General features: G+C 44.6%; 20 protein-coding genes. 6 read left to right on the top strand and 14 right to left on the bottom strand.

The window, feature by feature from the left end; genetic code table 11:
• Nucleotides 1-3: 3 nt before the first annotated feature.
• Nucleotides 4-867: an NAD-dependent epimerase/dehydratase family protein gene (locus tag KNQ08_RS05575; protein WP_149427485.1), complete on the top strand. Its 864-nt coding sequence runs from the start codon at nt 4-6 to the stop codon at nt 865-867.
• Nucleotides 868-913: 46 nt separating this feature from the next.
• Here the strand turns inward: KNQ08_RS05575 and KNQ08_RS05580 are convergent, their stop codons facing one another.
• On the bottom strand, nt 914-1900 hold the full coding sequence (locus tag KNQ08_RS05580; RefSeq protein WP_167507579.1) for a phosphotransferase: 987 nt from the start codon (nt 1898-1900) through the stop codon (nt 914-916).
• An 89-nt stretch (nt 1901-1989) separates the two neighbouring features.
• Here KNQ08_RS05580 and KNQ08_RS05585 point away from each other — a divergent pair, with 89 nt between their 5' ends.
• Complete coding sequence (locus tag KNQ08_RS05585) at nt 1990-2391, top strand: VOC family protein (RefSeq protein ID WP_149427488.1); 402 nt, start codon at nt 1990-1992, stop codon at nt 2389-2391.
• A 110-nt stretch (nt 2392-2501) separates the two neighbouring features.
• Here the strand turns inward: KNQ08_RS05585 and KNQ08_RS05590 are convergent, their stop codons facing one another.
• The 8 genes from KNQ08_RS05590 to KNQ08_RS05625 all read right to left on the bottom strand — a co-directional run bounded on the left by KNQ08_RS05590 (nt 2502) and on the right by KNQ08_RS05625 (nt 8818).
• Nucleotides 2502-3953, bottom strand: a complete 1452-nt coding sequence (locus KNQ08_RS05590) for a 6-phospho-beta-glucosidase (RefSeq protein ID WP_214805039.1) — start codon at nt 3951-3953, stop codon at nt 2502-2504.
• Between the two features lie 14 nt (nt 3954-3967).
• On the bottom strand, nt 3968-5806 hold the full coding sequence (locus tag KNQ08_RS05595) for a beta-glucoside-specific PTS transporter subunit IIABC (protein ID WP_214770332.1): 1839 nt from the start codon (nt 5804-5806) through the stop codon (nt 3968-3970).
• Nucleotides 5807-5976: 170 nt separating this feature from the next.
• A complete protein-coding gene (gene licT / locus KNQ08_RS05600; protein ID WP_149427491.1) occupies nt 5977-6819 on the bottom strand; it encodes a BglG family transcription antiterminator LicT in 843 nt (280 codons plus the stop codon).
• Nucleotides 6820-6994: 175 nt separating this feature from the next.
• A complete protein-coding gene (locus KNQ08_RS05605) occupies nt 6995-7348 on the bottom strand; it encodes a DUF2178 domain-containing protein (RefSeq protein WP_149427492.1) in 354 nt (117 codons plus the stop codon).
• Nucleotides 7345-7560 carry a helix-turn-helix transcriptional regulator gene (locus KNQ08_RS05610; RefSeq protein ID WP_023468465.1) on the bottom strand — a complete coding sequence of 72 codons (216 nt, stop codon included), beginning with the start codon at nt 7558-7560 and terminating at the stop codon, nt 7345-7347. Before KNQ08_RS05610 ends, KNQ08_RS05605 begins: the two co-directional genes overlap by 4 nt.
• A 56-nt stretch (nt 7561-7616) precedes the next feature.
• Nucleotides 7617-8072, bottom strand: coding sequence for a GNAT family N-acetyltransferase (locus KNQ08_RS05615; protein WP_251133626.1), 456 nt, complete (start codon nt 8070-8072; stop codon nt 7617-7619).
• A 16-nt stretch (nt 8073-8088) separates the two neighbouring features.
• Nucleotides 8089-8433: a DUF3147 family protein gene (locus KNQ08_RS05620; protein ID WP_251133627.1), complete on the bottom strand. Its 345-nt coding sequence runs from the start codon at nt 8431-8433 to the stop codon at nt 8089-8091.
• Entirely contained in the window at nt 8414-8818 is a 405-nt protein-coding gene (locus tag KNQ08_RS05625) for a MarR family winged helix-turn-helix transcriptional regulator (RefSeq protein WP_035407655.1), read from the bottom strand. The genes KNQ08_RS05620 and KNQ08_RS05625 overlap by 20 nt, the downstream gene beginning before the upstream one ends.
• A gap of 75 nt (nt 8819-8893) precedes the next feature.
• Between KNQ08_RS05625 and KNQ08_RS05630 the strand changes: the two genes are divergently transcribed.
• On the top strand, nt 8894-9250 hold the full coding sequence (locus KNQ08_RS05630) for a hypothetical protein (RefSeq protein ID WP_214805041.1): 357 nt from the start codon (nt 8894-8896) through the stop codon (nt 9248-9250).
• 15 nt (nt 9251-9265) lie between these two features.
• Nucleotides 9266-10033 carry a nucleotidyltransferase domain-containing protein gene (locus KNQ08_RS05635; protein WP_214805043.1) on the top strand — a complete coding sequence of 256 codons (768 nt, stop codon included), beginning with the start codon at nt 9266-9268 and terminating at the stop codon, nt 10031-10033.
• Here KNQ08_RS05635 and KNQ08_RS05640 read toward each other — a convergent pair.
• Nucleotides 10022-10732, bottom strand: coding sequence for a class I SAM-dependent methyltransferase (locus KNQ08_RS05640; protein WP_214723393.1), 711 nt, complete (start codon nt 10730-10732; stop codon nt 10022-10024). The two genes, KNQ08_RS05635 and KNQ08_RS05640, sit on opposite strands and share 12 nt — an antisense overlap.
• Before the next feature lie 183 nt (nt 10733-10915).
• Here KNQ08_RS05640 and KNQ08_RS05645 point away from each other — a divergent pair, with 183 nt between their 5' ends.
• Nucleotides 10916-11551, top strand: coding sequence for a homing endonuclease associated repeat-containing protein (locus KNQ08_RS05645; RefSeq protein WP_050677254.1), 636 nt, complete (start codon nt 10916-10918; stop codon nt 11549-11551).
• Nucleotides 11552-11599: 48 nt separating this feature from the next.
• Here the strand turns inward: KNQ08_RS05645 and KNQ08_RS05650 are convergent, their stop codons facing one another.
• From KNQ08_RS05650 to KNQ08_RS05660, 3 genes are read right to left on the bottom strand one after another with little or no spacing between them, the layout of a single operon-like run.
• Nucleotides 11600-12010, bottom strand: coding sequence for a DUF4362 domain-containing protein (locus KNQ08_RS05650; protein ID WP_214805045.1), 411 nt, complete (start codon nt 12008-12010; stop codon nt 11600-11602).
• 17 nt (nt 12011-12027) lie between these two features.
• The gene (locus KNQ08_RS05655) at nt 12028-12489 is read right to left on the bottom strand and encodes an SRPBCC domain-containing protein (protein ID WP_251133628.1); all 462 of its coding nucleotides are present in this window, start codon (nt 12487-12489) and stop codon (nt 12028-12030) included.
• Between the two features lie 16 nt (nt 12490-12505).
• Nucleotides 12506-12871, bottom strand: coding sequence for an ArsR/SmtB family transcription factor (locus tag KNQ08_RS05660; RefSeq protein ID WP_214805049.1), 366 nt, complete (start codon nt 12869-12871; stop codon nt 12506-12508).
• Nucleotides 12872-13007: 136 nt separating this feature from the next.
• Between KNQ08_RS05660 and KNQ08_RS05665 the strand changes: the two genes are divergently transcribed.
• Nucleotides 13008-13862, top strand: a complete 855-nt coding sequence (locus KNQ08_RS05665; RefSeq protein WP_214805051.1) for a LysR family transcriptional regulator — start codon at nt 13008-13010, stop codon at nt 13860-13862.
• Here the strand turns inward: KNQ08_RS05665 and KNQ08_RS05670 are convergent.
• Nucleotides 13850-14440, bottom strand: coding sequence for a hypothetical protein (locus KNQ08_RS05670; protein WP_214805053.1), 591 nt, complete (start codon nt 14438-14440; stop codon nt 13850-13852). The genes KNQ08_RS05665 and KNQ08_RS05670 overlap by 13 nt on opposite strands.
• Between the last annotated feature and the right edge of the window lie 14 nt (nt 14441-14454).

Here is a 14454-nt window from a genome sequence, read left to right on the forward strand (position 1 = left end):
CTTATGAACCTGAAAGAGAGTACGATTTTAGTTACAGGAATGACCGGAACGCTTGGCTCTCGTGTTGCGCGACGTTTTCTAAAAGAAGCGCGTGAAGTGCGCGGTTTGTATCGCTCTCAGGAACAAGCGGATCAATACGCTTTCAAAGGTGTCCACGCAGTCATCGGTGAACTCGGTGATCCGAATTCGCTTCTTACAGCACTTCAAGGCGTCGATCTGTTGATTCACTGTGCTGCCTATCTCGGAGATGATCCCGATTTAGCACAGGAAGCAAATGTTACAGGTGTACAATATCTCGCAGATGCTGCGACAAAAGCTCGTGTCAAGCGCATCATTCACATCTCGACGACTTCCGTGTACGGCGAAGTCGTGAGTGGACATTTTACGGAAACGTCACCGCTCCTACCGTCCGAACATGTCTACATCCATACAAAGCAGGAATCCGAACGCCTGTTAAAGGAATATACACCCGATTCCGATTTAATCATCTTACGTCCAGGATCAATTTGTGCCGAGGAGCAGTCCTACTGGGGGGATCGTCAAGTCGAGCGGATGAAGGAGGCGGATGTGATTACCTGGGTGCACCCGGACGATGTCGTCCCGTGGGTCCATACGGATAATCTAGTCGAAATGATCGTCCTTGCCGCAACGAATGCGCATAATGGGGATATCTTCAATGCGATCGATGCGAATCTACCTGAGACGGATTTTCGGATGAAGTTGATCACAGCAAGTGACAAGCCGTACCAAATACCGAAGCGTGCAGCGGAACACGCGACATTTGCGAATGACCGAATCAAGCAACTTGGTTATATTCCGATTCGTACTCCTGAATCAACTATTGAACAGTTGGTCAAATCGTTTTAATAACGAAGAGGCATCGAATCGAGTGATTCGGTGCCTCTTTTTACGCTTATCTTACCGACATCCACTTGATCCAGCGATTCCGGTCGTGCGCTCGTAATTCTTCTATCGTTAAAAGGACTTGCTTCGTTCCAAGTACTCGTTCCGCCTCAGGGATTCCACTTTTCCCAAGTGAGCGATTGAGATTAAAATTCAGCCAGTCGAGCTTTCCTTGAACACTGCTATCGATGACGTGCGTCCAGTCGACATCAGACAAACGTTGGTTTGTCGCGTAACCGTCAAGAAATGCGTTAAATCGAACGCGGTCAAACGTATTGTTTTTCAGCTTCGACCAATAACAGGCTGTCTCGAACACGTCGACGGCTCGATGGATCAGACCCGCAGACTCCCAGTCAATCAGGACTGGACCCGTTGGTGTCCAGAGGACGTTTTTTGGATCGAGATCACGATGACTGACGATCCAGTCTACTGGCAGTTGTTTCTGTGCTTTCTGTGCTAATCTTTCAATTCGTTGCAAATGTTCCTGCTCTTCCATGAATAGCTGCAGCCACTTTCCTTGCTGCCGTTTTCCTTCTTCTAAATGACCGTTCCAATCGATTGAAGTACTTGAGGTATCCGGCTTTATGAAGCCAGTCGTCGCTATAGAAAGAGCGTGCAATCGTCCTAATTGAACTCCGATTTGTCGTGCATGTGCCGATCGAAACTGATCGGTTGATAACGTCTTGCCATCGATCCAATCAAATAAAAGGTAATCCGAGCCGTCAATCGTTTGTACCGCTTGATCGTTGACGCGACGTGCTGGTAATGCTGCTAAGTGAAATGACGCTTGCATGGCGACATCTTCTGACATTTTAAAATTTTTTCGCGCTTCAGGACGTTGCATGATGTCCGGATTCAATCGCTTTAAGACGTAAGATCCAGTCGTCGTCTGTAATCGCCATGTCTCATGCATGAGTCCGCCAGTCAATCGTACAGGTTCGCTAATCATTTGCCCTATTGTAAAACGTTCACAAATCAAATTCATCGTTTGTTGCATCCTATTCTCCATTTCGTTCGTTCCAACCGATCCATGAAATGCTACACTAGTTTTGCATGATTTCATTGAACACGAAGGAAGGTTTTAGTATGAAACAAATTCATCACATCTGTATTCAGACGACGGACTACGCTGCGTCTAAACACTTTTATGAACAGCTTGGGTTCTCCCTCGTTCAAGAGTCACCTGGTTTTCACGACCGCGCCTTTAACAGCTGGTTACGACTCGGTGATTTCTATATCGAATTGCAAACACCCAAATCGGGTCAGCCGTTCACCGATTATACGAAACAAGCAGCGGGTCCCGTCCATTTCGCACTTTACGTTGACGACTTGCAAGAAGAAGTAACACGCCTGGAACGACTCGGGATGCCTTTCCTACCGAAACACGGCGGAAACATCTACTTCGTCGTCGATGGTCATCTCAGCAAATTAAAAGCACCAGAAGGAACAATCATCGAATTACGGGATACGTTTGCGATTCATGGTTGAATATTGAAAATACCTTCATTGATGATTTTTTATGAAAGAATCTAATAATAATTAAAAAGCTAACGATTTGTAATCTAAACATTTCTAGATCAAAATCGTTAGCTATACCTTTATTTGATTTTAATATGTTTTTGATTTTCTATAAAGGCACCATTTGATGCAATTACTTTTTTATACCAATCAAATGACGCCTTTTTTTGTCTTCGATTCGTTCCACTGCCATCATCATGACGATCTACATAAATATAGCCATACCGTTTTGCATATTCTCCGGAAGAAGCACTAACGAGGTCAATACAGCCCCAACTCGTGTAACCGATAAGTTCTACACCGTCTTGAATCGATTCGTACATTGCGCGTATGTGATCTGTTAAATAAGCAATTCGATAGTCATCTTGAATGTTTCCTTCACCATCCAATTCATCAAATGCCCCTAAGCCATTTTCGACGATGAATAACGGGAGTTGATAACGGTCATATAACTGATTCGCCGTTAAACGGAGTCCTTTCGGATCAATCGTCCATCCCCATTCCGATTGATTCAAATATGGATTTTTAACAGTCGGGAACACATTCCCCGCTGTCATCTTATCCAATATTTCTGGATCAGTACTGATACAGCGACTCGAATAATAACTAAAACCAATAAAGTCCACTGTGTGGTTGCGTAATAGTTCAATATCACCTGGTTCCATCTGAATTTCAATTCCAGCATCTTTCAATTGTCTTAATGCATAACCAGGATAGGCACCGCGAGCTTGTACATCAATGAAGAAGAAATTCTCACGATCACGTTCCATCGCTTTTTCGACGTCATCTGGGTTACAGGTATAAGGATATGTCATAGCTGCTGCCAACATACACCCAACCTGAAGATCCGGTTTAATCGTATGAGCAATTTCCACGGCACGCGCACTCGCTACCAATTGATGATGTGCTGCTTGATACTGAATTTGTTGCCGATTCTCTCCTTCTGCGAATACTAATCCAGCTCCCATATAAGGAAGATGGAACAACATATTTATTTCATTGAAAGTCATCCAATAACGAACTTTTGAATGATACCGGGATACGATCGTCTTCACATATTGTTCGAAGAATGTAACCATCTTTCGATTGCGCCAACTTCCGTAATGCTTTACTAAATGAACGGGGACATCAAAGTGCGCCATCGTAACGACCGGTTCAATTCCATATTTCAATAATTCATCGAACACTTCATCGTAAAACTTCAATCCTTGTTCGTTTGGTTGTTCTTCATCACCATTTGGAAAGATACGCGCCCATGAAATCGATAAACGAAGTGCTTTAAATCCCATTTCGGCGAATAACGCAATATCCTCCTTGTAGCGATGATAAAAATCAATCGCCTCATGGGATGGATAAGTTAGTTCTGGGAGCGGCTCATAATGTGATAAGTCTCCTTTCATGACGGCTCTTCGAGTCGACCCATTAGGAATTAAATCAACGGAAGATAATCCCTTTCCATCGGATAAATAGGCACCTTCTGCTTGATTAGCAGCAATAGCGCCACCCCATAAAAAGTTTTTTGGAAATTGCATCGTCTCATCCTTTCTTATGCAAAAGCAGGTTTATTGTATTCACTTACTGAAATTTGATCTTGGTCAATCGTAATTTGTCGTTCTTCTGATAAATTCGTGAAAATCACAGGTGTGATGATGTCATAACCTTCCGCTTGAATCGATTCCATATCAAAAGTGATTAATACATCCCCTGGTTCGATTTTCTGGTCTTGTGTGACGTGTAATTCGAAGTGAGTTCCATCTAAGCGTACCGTATCAATCCCAACATGAATGAGGATCTCCATTCCGTCCTCTGACCGAATACCAATCGCATGTTTGCTTGCAAATATAGCAGTTACTTGACCTGACACTGGGGCGATTACTTTTCCTTCAGTCGGAACGACTGCGAAACCTTTCCCCATTGCTCCACTCGCAAACACACTATCCGAAACTTTTTCGAGAGACACGATTTGACCTGACACTGGGCTTGGAATCGTCATCTCTGTTGATGGACGAATATTTTTTTCCACTTCTTTTTCAATCGGATCATCTTCAAAACCAAGGATGTATGTTAAGACCATCGATAAAAAGAATGAGACACCAACACCAATTAACAACCCGTAAAACGCTGTCATACTATCTCCAATAAAGACGGGTAACGTCAATAATCCCGGAGGACCAGAAGCAACTGCTACACTTCCAAAATGTCCTACGATTCCTCCACCTACTGCTGCACTAATGATTGCTGCAATGAAAGGACGCTTTAAGCGTAACGTGACTCCATATACGGCAGGCTCTGTAATACCGAATAATGCGGTAATTCCCGTAGAACCTGCTAATGTTTTTAACTTTTTATTTTTTGATCGAAGCATGACACCAAATGATGCTCCTGCCTGTGCAAAAATTGCTGGTGCAGTTGCCGGTTTGATATAGTCATATCCTTTAGTCGCAATGTTATTGATGAAAATCGGAACAACTCCCCAGTGAATACCGAAAATGACGAGGATTTGCCATACACCGGCAATGAACGCCCCTGCTAAAATCGGATTAAATGCTAGTACCTTTAAAATAAAAGCAGCAATCAAGTCACCTGACGTAACGCCGATTGGTCCAAACACGATTAATGTCAATGGAACGATTGTAACGAGAGCAATCAAAGGAGTAACAAAATTTTTAACACTCTCATGGACATATCGATTGAAAAATTTCTCAACATAACTCATAACCCAAACGGCAAGAATGATCGGAATGACTGTAGATGTATAGGACATCATCGTCACGGGTATACCGAAGAATGTCGTCGCGACTGCATCCGCTTTCAGTTGAATGATTGTAGGATAAATTAAAGCACCCGCTACTGTCATGGCAACAAATTGATTTGCACCAAACTTTCGCGCTGATGTAACCGCTAACAAAATAGGTAAGAAGTAAAAGAGACTATCCGCTGTAGCATTTAAAATGATATAAGTTGTTTCGGTAGGAACTAACCAACCTGCATTCGTCGCAATCGCAAGTAAACCTTTCAAGATACCTGCTCCCGCCATGACACCAAGCAACGGCGTAAAGATACTCGAAATAACATCAATCGCTCGACCGAAAATATTTCCCTTTTCACTTGTCTCAGAAGTATCTGTTGATTCTTCCATCAGCTTTGTTTGTTTCCCAATTGCTTGATATACCTCAGGTACTGTATTTCCGACGACGACCTGAAATTGCCCTCCGCTCTCTTTTACAGCAATAACACCTTCTAGTTTTTCAAGTTTTAGTTTATCAGCCTTTGCTTTATCTTTAAGTACGAAACGTAGTCGGGTCGCGCAATGGACAAGTGAACTAACGTTTTGTTCACCTCCGACAGATTCAATGATTGCTTTAGCCAGTTGATCGTATTTCATAGTACACCTCCATAGTTGATAGACACAAAAAGAAACCCAGATGAGAACAAGTTACGTATTTCATAGAAATACGCATTGCTTCACCTAGGTTTCGCCTGCTTGACCAGTAACAATCCTATTAGATAAATATATATTTATTAACCACATAATAACAACAATACATTAATATGTCAATCTTTCTTTTTTTCTTTAATCAATCTTGTAATATGAACCGTTAGGTACAATTTCTCTTCATCCGTCAACCGATAATCATATTTTGTCTGAATAAAGGTAGCGATTTTTTCAGTGCAGACATAGGACTTTGGATATTGCATTTTCACTAGATCGAAAAGCGCACTCTCATCTCCTTCGTATTCCGTTCGTGTCACGAGTCGTTGTGCAAAAAATTTAAGGTGGGTTACAAAACGATGATAGGCGAGAGCATTCTCATCCCATTCTAGTGCAAAGTGGTATTTTACGAGATTCAATACTTCTTGAATGACTTTTGTCATTGAGACGATGTTTGGCATCTCTTCGTTTAATTCAGCATTCACGATATGAAGTGCAATATAGGCTGCTTCGTCTTCAGGTAATATGATATTGAATTTTTCTTCAACCAGTTCAAGCGCTTGCAGACCAACACTAAACTCATCTTGATATAAACGTTTAATCTCCCAAAGCAATACATTTTTGATCTCTAAGCCTTTTTCATGACGTTCTAATGCAAAATGTAAATGATCAGCAAGAGCGATATACACAAGTTCATTGAGTTTTTTCCCGAGCGTCAATTTAGCAATCGTTACGATATCATCAGTCAAGACGATGATTTCTTCAGGAATTTCTTGAAGTAGTAATTTAAATCGTTCATGATTACCTGCATCATCGAGATAAAAGACTTTTTCCACATCGGAGGCTAATATCTTCTGTCCTGAATTCCGTTTAAAGCCGATTCCCTTCCCCATGACGACTCGCTCACGCCCTGCTTCGTCAAATACACTGATGACATTGTTGTTGAAAATTTGATGAATGATCATCGGTGACCTCCTTTCAAATCAGAAAAATAGAAAAACCCAAATCAAACGTCACTCACGGTTCCAGTGATCGCTGATTTGGGTTTCGCCTGCTTGACCAGTAACAATCCCTATTCCATTACATTCTATATCATTGTTGATAACGGTTACAAGTATCATTTTTATAAACATTCATTCCTTACATCTTTCGGTTCACGTACAGCAATACAAGCGGAAAGAATAAAAGTTGTCCTCCTAATGCTAGTAACAGAGCAAATTGAATGTCTTTTATGATCGACAGATTGACGAGAATCAAGATCAAGAAAAGATATCCGATACTTACGAGATAAGCGATATGTCCACTACGGATTTTAATCTCTCCTTGGCGCTCATCATACGGTTCCGTTGGCGAGAATACCGTTCCTGTGATACGTGACGTGACGCCAGCTAAAACGAGGATAATCCCAAGAGTTTTAGCCGCCGGATCTGTCATCGTTAAGTACAGACCTACTCCAATTAAAATGAAGTCTAACAACACATTAACTCGCTTCATTCTATTCCCTCCTCGTTCGTTCGATTCGGTGTAAAGATGTCTTCGATTCGCCGTTCAAACAGATCAGCTAGTGAAAACGCGAGGTCGAGTGACGGATTATACCGCTCTTTTTCGATGGAAATGACCGTCTGACGCGACACGTTCAATCGTTTTGCCAGTTCGCCTTGCGACCAACCTCGTTCTTCGCGCATCTCTTTGACCTTATTTTTCATGATTTCACCTTGTAGTCCCACTATATGTAAATAACATACTACCTGTAAAGTTTCCTTTACACCCTCTTCATCCGCTCCCACATGATATACCGATCGTCTCTCCCGACTTGAATCAATCCCGCTTTTTCGAGTACTCGAATCGATGCTTGATTCGTCGACTCCGTCTTCGCAAGTACCCCTGTCACTTCCGTTTGTTTAAACGCCCATTCAATCAATGCTTGAACTGCTTCCATCGCAAACCCTTGATTGAGATACGCTGGTAACAGACCATAACCGATTTCGACCGCTTGTCGTATGTCCGGCTTCCCCTTGAATCCGATATCCCCGATTACTTGACCATCCTTTGTCATGACAAGCCAGCTGCCCCAGTATTGTAGCGAGGGATCTGACGCTATTGACATCAAATGATGCTGAACTTCCGGTCCGTTATCGTAGTGCTGTTGTTGTAAACGTGTCACGTCATTCGCTGTACATGGATGAATCGTCAATCGCTTTGTTTGGAGGGTTATCATTACTTTGTCTCCTTTTTTAGGTTTGCCACCACTGTTGTAGGTAACGTTGGATATACCAACAAACGATAAAAAAACTTGTTGCACCAAGTATACTGTAAAAAATAGGAATACCTAAGCGGATCAATCCATATAAGACGGCAAGCAATAAGAACGTCGCTGGTAATCCGAGTAACACACTCTTTAAGAATGTACTCAGTTCTGTCCGTTCACTTCCCTGTTTAACGAGCCAGGCAAAGCTGATCAAACTGACGACGGGCAATGCAGACAACACACCACCCAGTGACGGTGAACGCCGGGCGACTTCCGTGACAAGACCGATGACCAGTGCGCTCGACAGCACCTTAACGAGAAAAGCAGTCATCTGCCGCCTCCCGCAACAATCGAAACGCCTGTTCAATCGCCTGTTGGTCTGTTTTTGACATCGTAGCAAGGACTTGATTTAACCGTTCAGGATCAAGTTCCGTATGACGACGAACGATTGTATCTCCTAAGTCTGTCAAACCAATCGTCACTTGGCGTTGGTCTTCTGGATTCCGTTTTTTTTCGATATAGCCTAATCTGTCCAACTTTTTGACGTGCTCGGACGTCGTATTATGTGAGAGGCGAAATGCCTCGGCAATCTGCTTGATCGTCGGATTCACCGCAAATTGAATGTATTGCAAAATACGCACACTTTGGTGAGACAGGTTTTCTTCGAACCGTGGATGTAGTTGATAATAAATTTTTGCAAAATCAGCTGAAATCATAATGCTCCCTCCTTATATCGTATAATCCGAATATATCGTAAATTACGACATATAACCAGAGAAAGAGGTATTTTCATGAAAAAAGTGTTAGCTACTATCGTATTGGTCATTCTATTTCTCAGTGGATGCTTAGCGGAGACGACGATGACAACGACGGACCTCATCGCGGCGGAAGCCATTAAACAAGCTCAAGACGTCATCCGCTTGAACGATCGCGTGTATCGACTAGATCAGGTCGTAACCTTCTCCGATCTCCCCTTGACTCCTGGTCCACGTGTTCAAAAAATAGCATCCGAAAAGACGCTCGAGGACGGCATGGCAACTTGTCTTAAGAGCGGTACGGTCATCTATCAAGAAAAAGATGATACGATGTTTATATATGTGCAGCGAAACAAGAAGTGGTATCGCTATCAATCCATTCCTGAAGGATGAGGAGGGGGAAGACAGATGCAGTATCCAACGACATTGGGCACGAAAAATGGCTACATCCACAATCCAACTTCCGCTGAAGCGATTCCTGTCCGTTATCGTGCCGTGATTCAGGACGTCGTCGCCTATGTACAAACCTTATCTGCGTTTCATGGCGTGTACTTGTATGGCAGCGTCGCCAAAGGAACGGCGCGTCCCTTTGAATCCGACCTCGATTTTACACTGATTTTGACAGAGCCGTTGACGGAAGAAGAACACATGCAGTTAGATGAACGGACAGAAGACTGGTTGAAGGACTATCCATTCGTCACCAAAATCGATTATGACATCGGTCTGCTTCGCGACGTCATGCGGGATGACGAAGTTCTTCGCTGGGGTGTCTGGTTGAAATCCGTCAACTTGTTTTTGGCAGGCGAAAATCTCCAAAGTCGATTTCCATCCCTTCGTCCGACACGCGCTCTTGGCTTCGCGTTAAACAGTGGAGTACGTGAGCAGTTGAAAACGGATTTATTTCTCTTAGAAACCGGTCAGGTCGCTCTGCTTCATTCCGATTCGATCGTGAAACGGATTGTTCGGAGTGCCTATCACCTTATTCTAGAAGATGATCAAAGCTTCGTGCATGACCTAGAGACACTCCGCCCGATCCTGCTTCATTATTTTCCTGACGAACCGCGCTTTTTGTCACTGTTCGCCGCTTACGATACAGACCAAATCGTATCGCTAGAGGATGTCCATTACTTTGTAGACTGGTTCATGTCTCGAATGCCGGACGAATCAATCCTTTAATTGAAACAAACCGGTCCACAGTCCAGCATGACCAAATAATGCCTCTGGATTGTCGACGGGTTTCATTTCCGTTAGTTCGATGACGTCGAATGCATCGAATATGGAGAGTAATCGCTCTTTCGTATAGCCGAGTCCGCCTTGGAGACTATTTTCTTGATAGACTTCCCAGTCCGTCAACGTCGCCCCACCAAGCGGACCACCCGCAACAAAACACGTTAATCCGAAGTATCCTCCTGGGCGCAACATCTCCTTCAGTCGCGTCACATAAGTCATACGTCGATGTGGCGCCATATGATGAAAACAGCCGGAATCGTAAATGAAATCATATGTATTCTGTTCGGTCGTCTCTAGAAAATCTTGCTTTCGAAACGCAACATGTGCCCCAGTCTGCTGCGCTTGTTCTGTTGCCCAGTCTAACGCGGTTGCTGAAAGATCCAGTCCCGTCACCGAGAAACCGTGTGTTGCGAGATAAATCGCATTTCGACCCGGTCCTGTTCCGAGATCTAACGCATCACCAGGCGAGAGCCAGCCCTCTTCGACGTAGCGAACTAAGTTCTCGTCCGGAATATTCTTAAAAAACGGGATCGGTTTCGTCCGATCTTCATAAAACTTGTCCCAAAACGGTTCTGGTTCACGCAATCGCGCATCAAGCATCTTTAAAATATCCTCCATCGTATCAATCGTCTGTGTTTCTGTCATTGATCAGTTCCCCCTCTTTTCTTCTATAATATTGTATTCGTGTTCAACCTCTTATTTTCCTGTATTTCTCGGATGAAAATGCGCTATTTTTCTTACCTTACGATATTGTTAGTATGTTCTCGTAATCTCCCATGCTACACTAGCTTTTAATTGAAACAACCATTCAAAAGGGAGATATCTTGCATGCGTCAACATCCGACTTCCACTTCCACCTTAGCAACGGATGAGAAGATCATCCGCTTGATTCAAGGTCTTCATCAAATGCACCATTCACCTATGAAAGCTACCCATTATCAAAAGTTAGCAGCTCAACTTCCTTATCCTTCTCTTGAAGAGATCAATGCCCGATTCGGTTCGTGGGCACACCTGTTAGAACGAGCTGGAATCGTCAAGACTTCCCATTTATCGACGAAAGAACGCATGACGTTGAACCGTCCCGCCGCGGTTAAGCGAACGAAACGGTGGTCGATCGAAGAGAGCGTCGCCTTTTATGTCGCACAAAAAGGAACGAACATGACGATTCGCTCCTACACAGAATTACGAGATTTACACCCAGAGATGCTAAGCGCAAATACGATCATTCGTCGTTTCGGCACGTGGAAAAATGCCTTAGCGCACTTCGACCTCACCTCGAACGGCTTCTTCACCGATCAAGACTGCTTAGACGCTCTTCAACAAGCTGCAGCCACACATGGACCACTTCTGACGAGTCAACAATATGCTAAGTGGGCGCGTGCGCATCAAGCACCTTCACTGACGTTGTTGATTGAACGCTTCTCCAGTTGGCGCGAAGCTTTACGTCGTCTCGAAATCGAATAAAAAGGATCGTGCCCGCTGATTGATTCGACGGGACACGATCCTTTTTGATTATTGTTTTGGCAATCGTAGCAGCTCATGATCCTCTCCTTCAGCGCATTGACGTAACGTGTAGGTTGCCTTCTGCTTCACGATTGTCTTGTCGAGTTGCTGACAGACTTCGTTTTTACGATCATCGTCTGTCGTACCGAACTGATCACGCGATGAATCGGACGTATAGTGATACGACTTGCCCTCATACTTGACGTCATACAACACCAGATCGCCTTCAGTCGTAAACGCCGTGATGCGAATCTGATCCGATTCCCCTTGCTTCGACTTCTTCAAAAAGGACTCGAATCGGTCGCTGTTCGCAACATCCTTCTGGACGATGATGTCGCCGTTCTCCTTCGCCTCTTCCATCGTATACTTTTCGCAACCGGTTAAACAAAGCAGACATACTATAAGACTGAGCTTCCGCATCCCTCACCGACTCCTTCTCACTGTTTCACTAATAGACGATCGAGGCGATACAGTTGCGACGTAAAGCCTTCCTTCATCCCCATACCGAGCACTTCTTGCACGGCTGCTTCTGTCTCATAGGTCGACTCGAAGACGATCAACGTCGTCTCCCCGTGATCCAGGAATGTCGTGACATTCTCGCTTCCTGGTAAATGTTCTGAGATCGCCCCTGACGCGTCCGAGAAATAATCTGCATGACTATACGTATTCGGAGCATCGATGTGTCTGAAAATCGCTTTTCCCCACGACGCCATGCCGTAAAAGTCACCTTGCGCCGGATCAACACAGCGCATGCAATAATGCCATACACCACCTGGTTGAAACTCAAACGTCTTGATCGTCGTCTCCCAGCCTTCCGGTCCCCACCACGCTTCGAGTTGCTCTTTTTCCGTGAATGCAGCAAAGACACTATCTCGCGGCGCCTCGCATGTCCATTCCATTCGTAGAGTCTTCCCCTCAATCGAAGTCTTCAATTCCTTTTTCATTCGTCCCGTCTCCCTTCATGTTCGACTGAATCTGCTTCAAATGTGCGTCTAGACGATGCATGCGGGCTTCCATTTGCGCAAGCGAGTTGCTCCACGTGACGAGTTCTCGAAACGCTTCTGGGCGAAGGCTATACAAGCGACGATTCGCCTGCCGTTCGACAGTGATTAGTTCCGCGTCAAGCAACAGCTTCAAATGCTTCGAGGTTTGCGGTTGGCGTAAGTGTAGTTGTTCAGCCAACTCATTGACGGAGCGAGGACCGTTTCGTAACGCTTCAATAAGTTGAAGCCGTGTCGCGTCTCCGAGTGCTGAGAATCGTATTGGTATCCGATCGTTCATATCCGTTCACCTCTTTATTTTGTATATTCCCATTTTAGAATATTCCAAACTAAGAATATAAAAAATGCAAAATGATTGTCAGATGCGTTCAAATGGCGTACGTTCTAGAGAACCTGTATGAAAAGAGCGTGAACCAATGAAGACCGAATGGATGGAAGCATTCCTCGTCACCGCGGAGACCGGTAGCCTGACGAAAGCAAGCGAAGTACTGCATATGACGCAACCGGCGTTAAGTAAACAAATCAAAAGTCTTGAGAGTGCACTTGAAGCCTCGTTGTTACACCGTTCAGCACATGGTGTTACGTTGACGACAGCTGGCGAAATCGTCTTTGAAGAGAGTCGTGAACTGCTTGACCGGATCGATCAGATGAAACGACGGATCGGTACGATTGACGAACGAACGACGTTGACACTCGGATCATGGCCAAGCGTCGCGATGACGTATCTCCCGCGTCACGTCTCGCGTCAAGCGACGGCCCCGGATCTCAAATTGAAGACGGCGCATACGACGATCGATTTGATGCAAGGTCTTGAAGAACGGCGATACGATGCTGTCTTACTCGACGATCGTCACCATGTCCATCCGTATCATACGACGCATTTGTATACGGAGAACTTTTTGCTTTATGTGCATCAAGACGATGAACGATTTATAGGCTGTACATCTGTGGCGTTTGAGCAAATTCGTGACGCCTCTTTCTTATCTCTTCCGATCGATTGCGATTCGACGAACATCCTAAAGGACGCGTTCATCGAGCGAGGTGCCGTCTATCAAGCAGAAAACGAGATGGAATTCGGATCGAGCGTCCTCGGTTTCATACGTGCAGGACTGGGTATCGCTCTATTGCCGGAGATTTTTCAAGATGGACTGTCACCTGAAATCAAGACGTTACCGGTCGACGGATTTGATGTCGTCCGCGAATTGTCACTCGTCTCACGAGACGCCTCCTATCATGCGATCCTGCTTGATTTGCTCGGTCAATCGCGCTGAAGGTGCACTTGTAGTTCATGTCTCAGATCATCGACCTGATCTTGTGAAATCGCCGAGTCCGGTGTCTCACCGTACCGGACGAGATGATAGATCGATGGATCGAGCGTGACATCAATCCGCTGTAACCATTCGCCGACCGTCTCTTCGGAGCGGCGGCGTTTTTGTTGTGTCAGTTTTCGATCGAACGTTTGTAACAGACGGCGAATCTCTGACTCTGATTCTTCACCAACAAGTGTTTGTCGTATCGAACGATTTGGGGAAAACACCGGCGGCGGCTCCATTAAATCGTCGATTACAGCCTCTCGTATGCGTCGTTTTCGCAAACGCTTTAAGAAGTAACGTACACTGAAGAGGACGATCAGTAGTATGACAAGACCGACGACACCGTAAAAGGTAACAACACCTAAGGCATCCTTATCCGCAAATCCCCCGCTTTGAATGTCGATTATTTGCTTGGTCGGTTTTCCTTCTTCCTTTCCGCTTCCATCAAACATAAATCGGGCTTGATAGGTTGCCGGATCATAAAAGAAATAACGATAGACTTCCTTACCGACCAATTGAATAGCAGCAAGGCTCACGAGAGCTATACATA

The sequence above is a fragment of the Exiguobacterium sp. s46 genome, from assembly GCF_018618875.1.
GTDB lineage: Bacteria > Bacillota > Bacilli > Exiguobacteriales > Exiguobacteriaceae > Exiguobacterium_A > Exiguobacterium_A abrahamii.

Bases quoted from the DNA above. Each gene is read 5' to 3' on its own strand.
- KNQ08_RS05575 (WP_149427485.1), top strand. From the start codon at position 4: ATGAACCTGAAAGAGAGTACGATTTTAGTTACAGGAATGACCGGAACG.
- KNQ08_RS05580 (WP_167507579.1), bottom strand. From the start codon at position 1,900: ATGCAACAAACGATGAATTTGATTTGTGAACGTTTTACAATAGGGCAA.
- KNQ08_RS05585 (WP_149427488.1), top strand. From the start codon at position 1,990: ATGAAACAAATTCATCACATCTGTATTCAGACGACGGACTACGCTGCG.
- KNQ08_RS05590 (WP_214805039.1), bottom strand. From the start codon at position 3,953: ATGCAATTTCCAAAAAACTTTTTATGGGGTGGCGCTATTGCTGCTAAT.
- KNQ08_RS05595 (WP_214770332.1), bottom strand. From the start codon at position 5,806: ATGAAATACGATCAACTGGCTAAAGCAATCATTGAATCTGTCGGAGGT.
- licT (WP_149427491.1), bottom strand. From the start codon at position 6,819: ATGATCATTCATCAAATTTTCAACAACAATGTCATCAGTGTATTTGAC.
- KNQ08_RS05605 (WP_149427492.1), bottom strand. From the start codon at position 7,348: ATGAAGCGAGTTAATGTGTTGTTAGACTTCATTTTAATTGGAGTAGGT.
- KNQ08_RS05610 (WP_023468465.1), bottom strand. From the start codon at position 7,560: ATGAAAAATAAGGTCAAAGAGATGCGCGAAGAACGAGGTTGGTCGCAA.
- KNQ08_RS05615 (WP_251133626.1), bottom strand. From the start codon at position 8,072: ATGATAACCCTCCAAACAAAGCGATTGACGATTCATCCATGTACAGCG.
- KNQ08_RS05620 (WP_251133627.1), bottom strand. From the start codon at position 8,433: ATGACTGCTTTTCTCGTTAAGGTGCTGTCGAGCGCACTGGTCATCGGT.
- KNQ08_RS05625 (WP_035407655.1), bottom strand. From the start codon at position 8,818: ATGATTTCAGCTGATTTTGCAAAAATTTATTATCAACTACATCCACGG.
- KNQ08_RS05630 (WP_214805041.1), top strand. From the start codon at position 8,894: ATGAAAAAAGTGTTAGCTACTATCGTATTGGTCATTCTATTTCTCAGT.
- KNQ08_RS05635 (WP_214805043.1), top strand. From the start codon at position 9,266: ATGCAGTATCCAACGACATTGGGCACGAAAAATGGCTACATCCACAAT.
- KNQ08_RS05640 (WP_214723393.1), bottom strand. From the start codon at position 10,732: ATGACAGAAACACAGACGATTGATACGATGGAGGATATTTTAAAGATG.
- KNQ08_RS05645 (WP_050677254.1), top strand. From the start codon at position 10,916: ATGCGTCAACATCCGACTTCCACTTCCACCTTAGCAACGGATGAGAAG.
- KNQ08_RS05650 (WP_214805045.1), bottom strand. From the start codon at position 12,010: ATGCGGAAGCTCAGTCTTATAGTATGTCTGCTTTGTTTAACCGGTTGC.
- KNQ08_RS05655 (WP_251133628.1), bottom strand. From the start codon at position 12,489: ATGGAATGGACATGCGAGGCGCCGCGAGATAGTGTCTTTGCTGCATTC.
- KNQ08_RS05660 (WP_214805049.1), bottom strand. From the start codon at position 12,871: ATGAACGATCGGATACCAATACGATTCTCAGCACTCGGAGACGCGACA.
- KNQ08_RS05665 (WP_214805051.1), top strand. From the start codon at position 13,008: ATGAAGACCGAATGGATGGAAGCATTCCTCGTCACCGCGGAGACCGGT.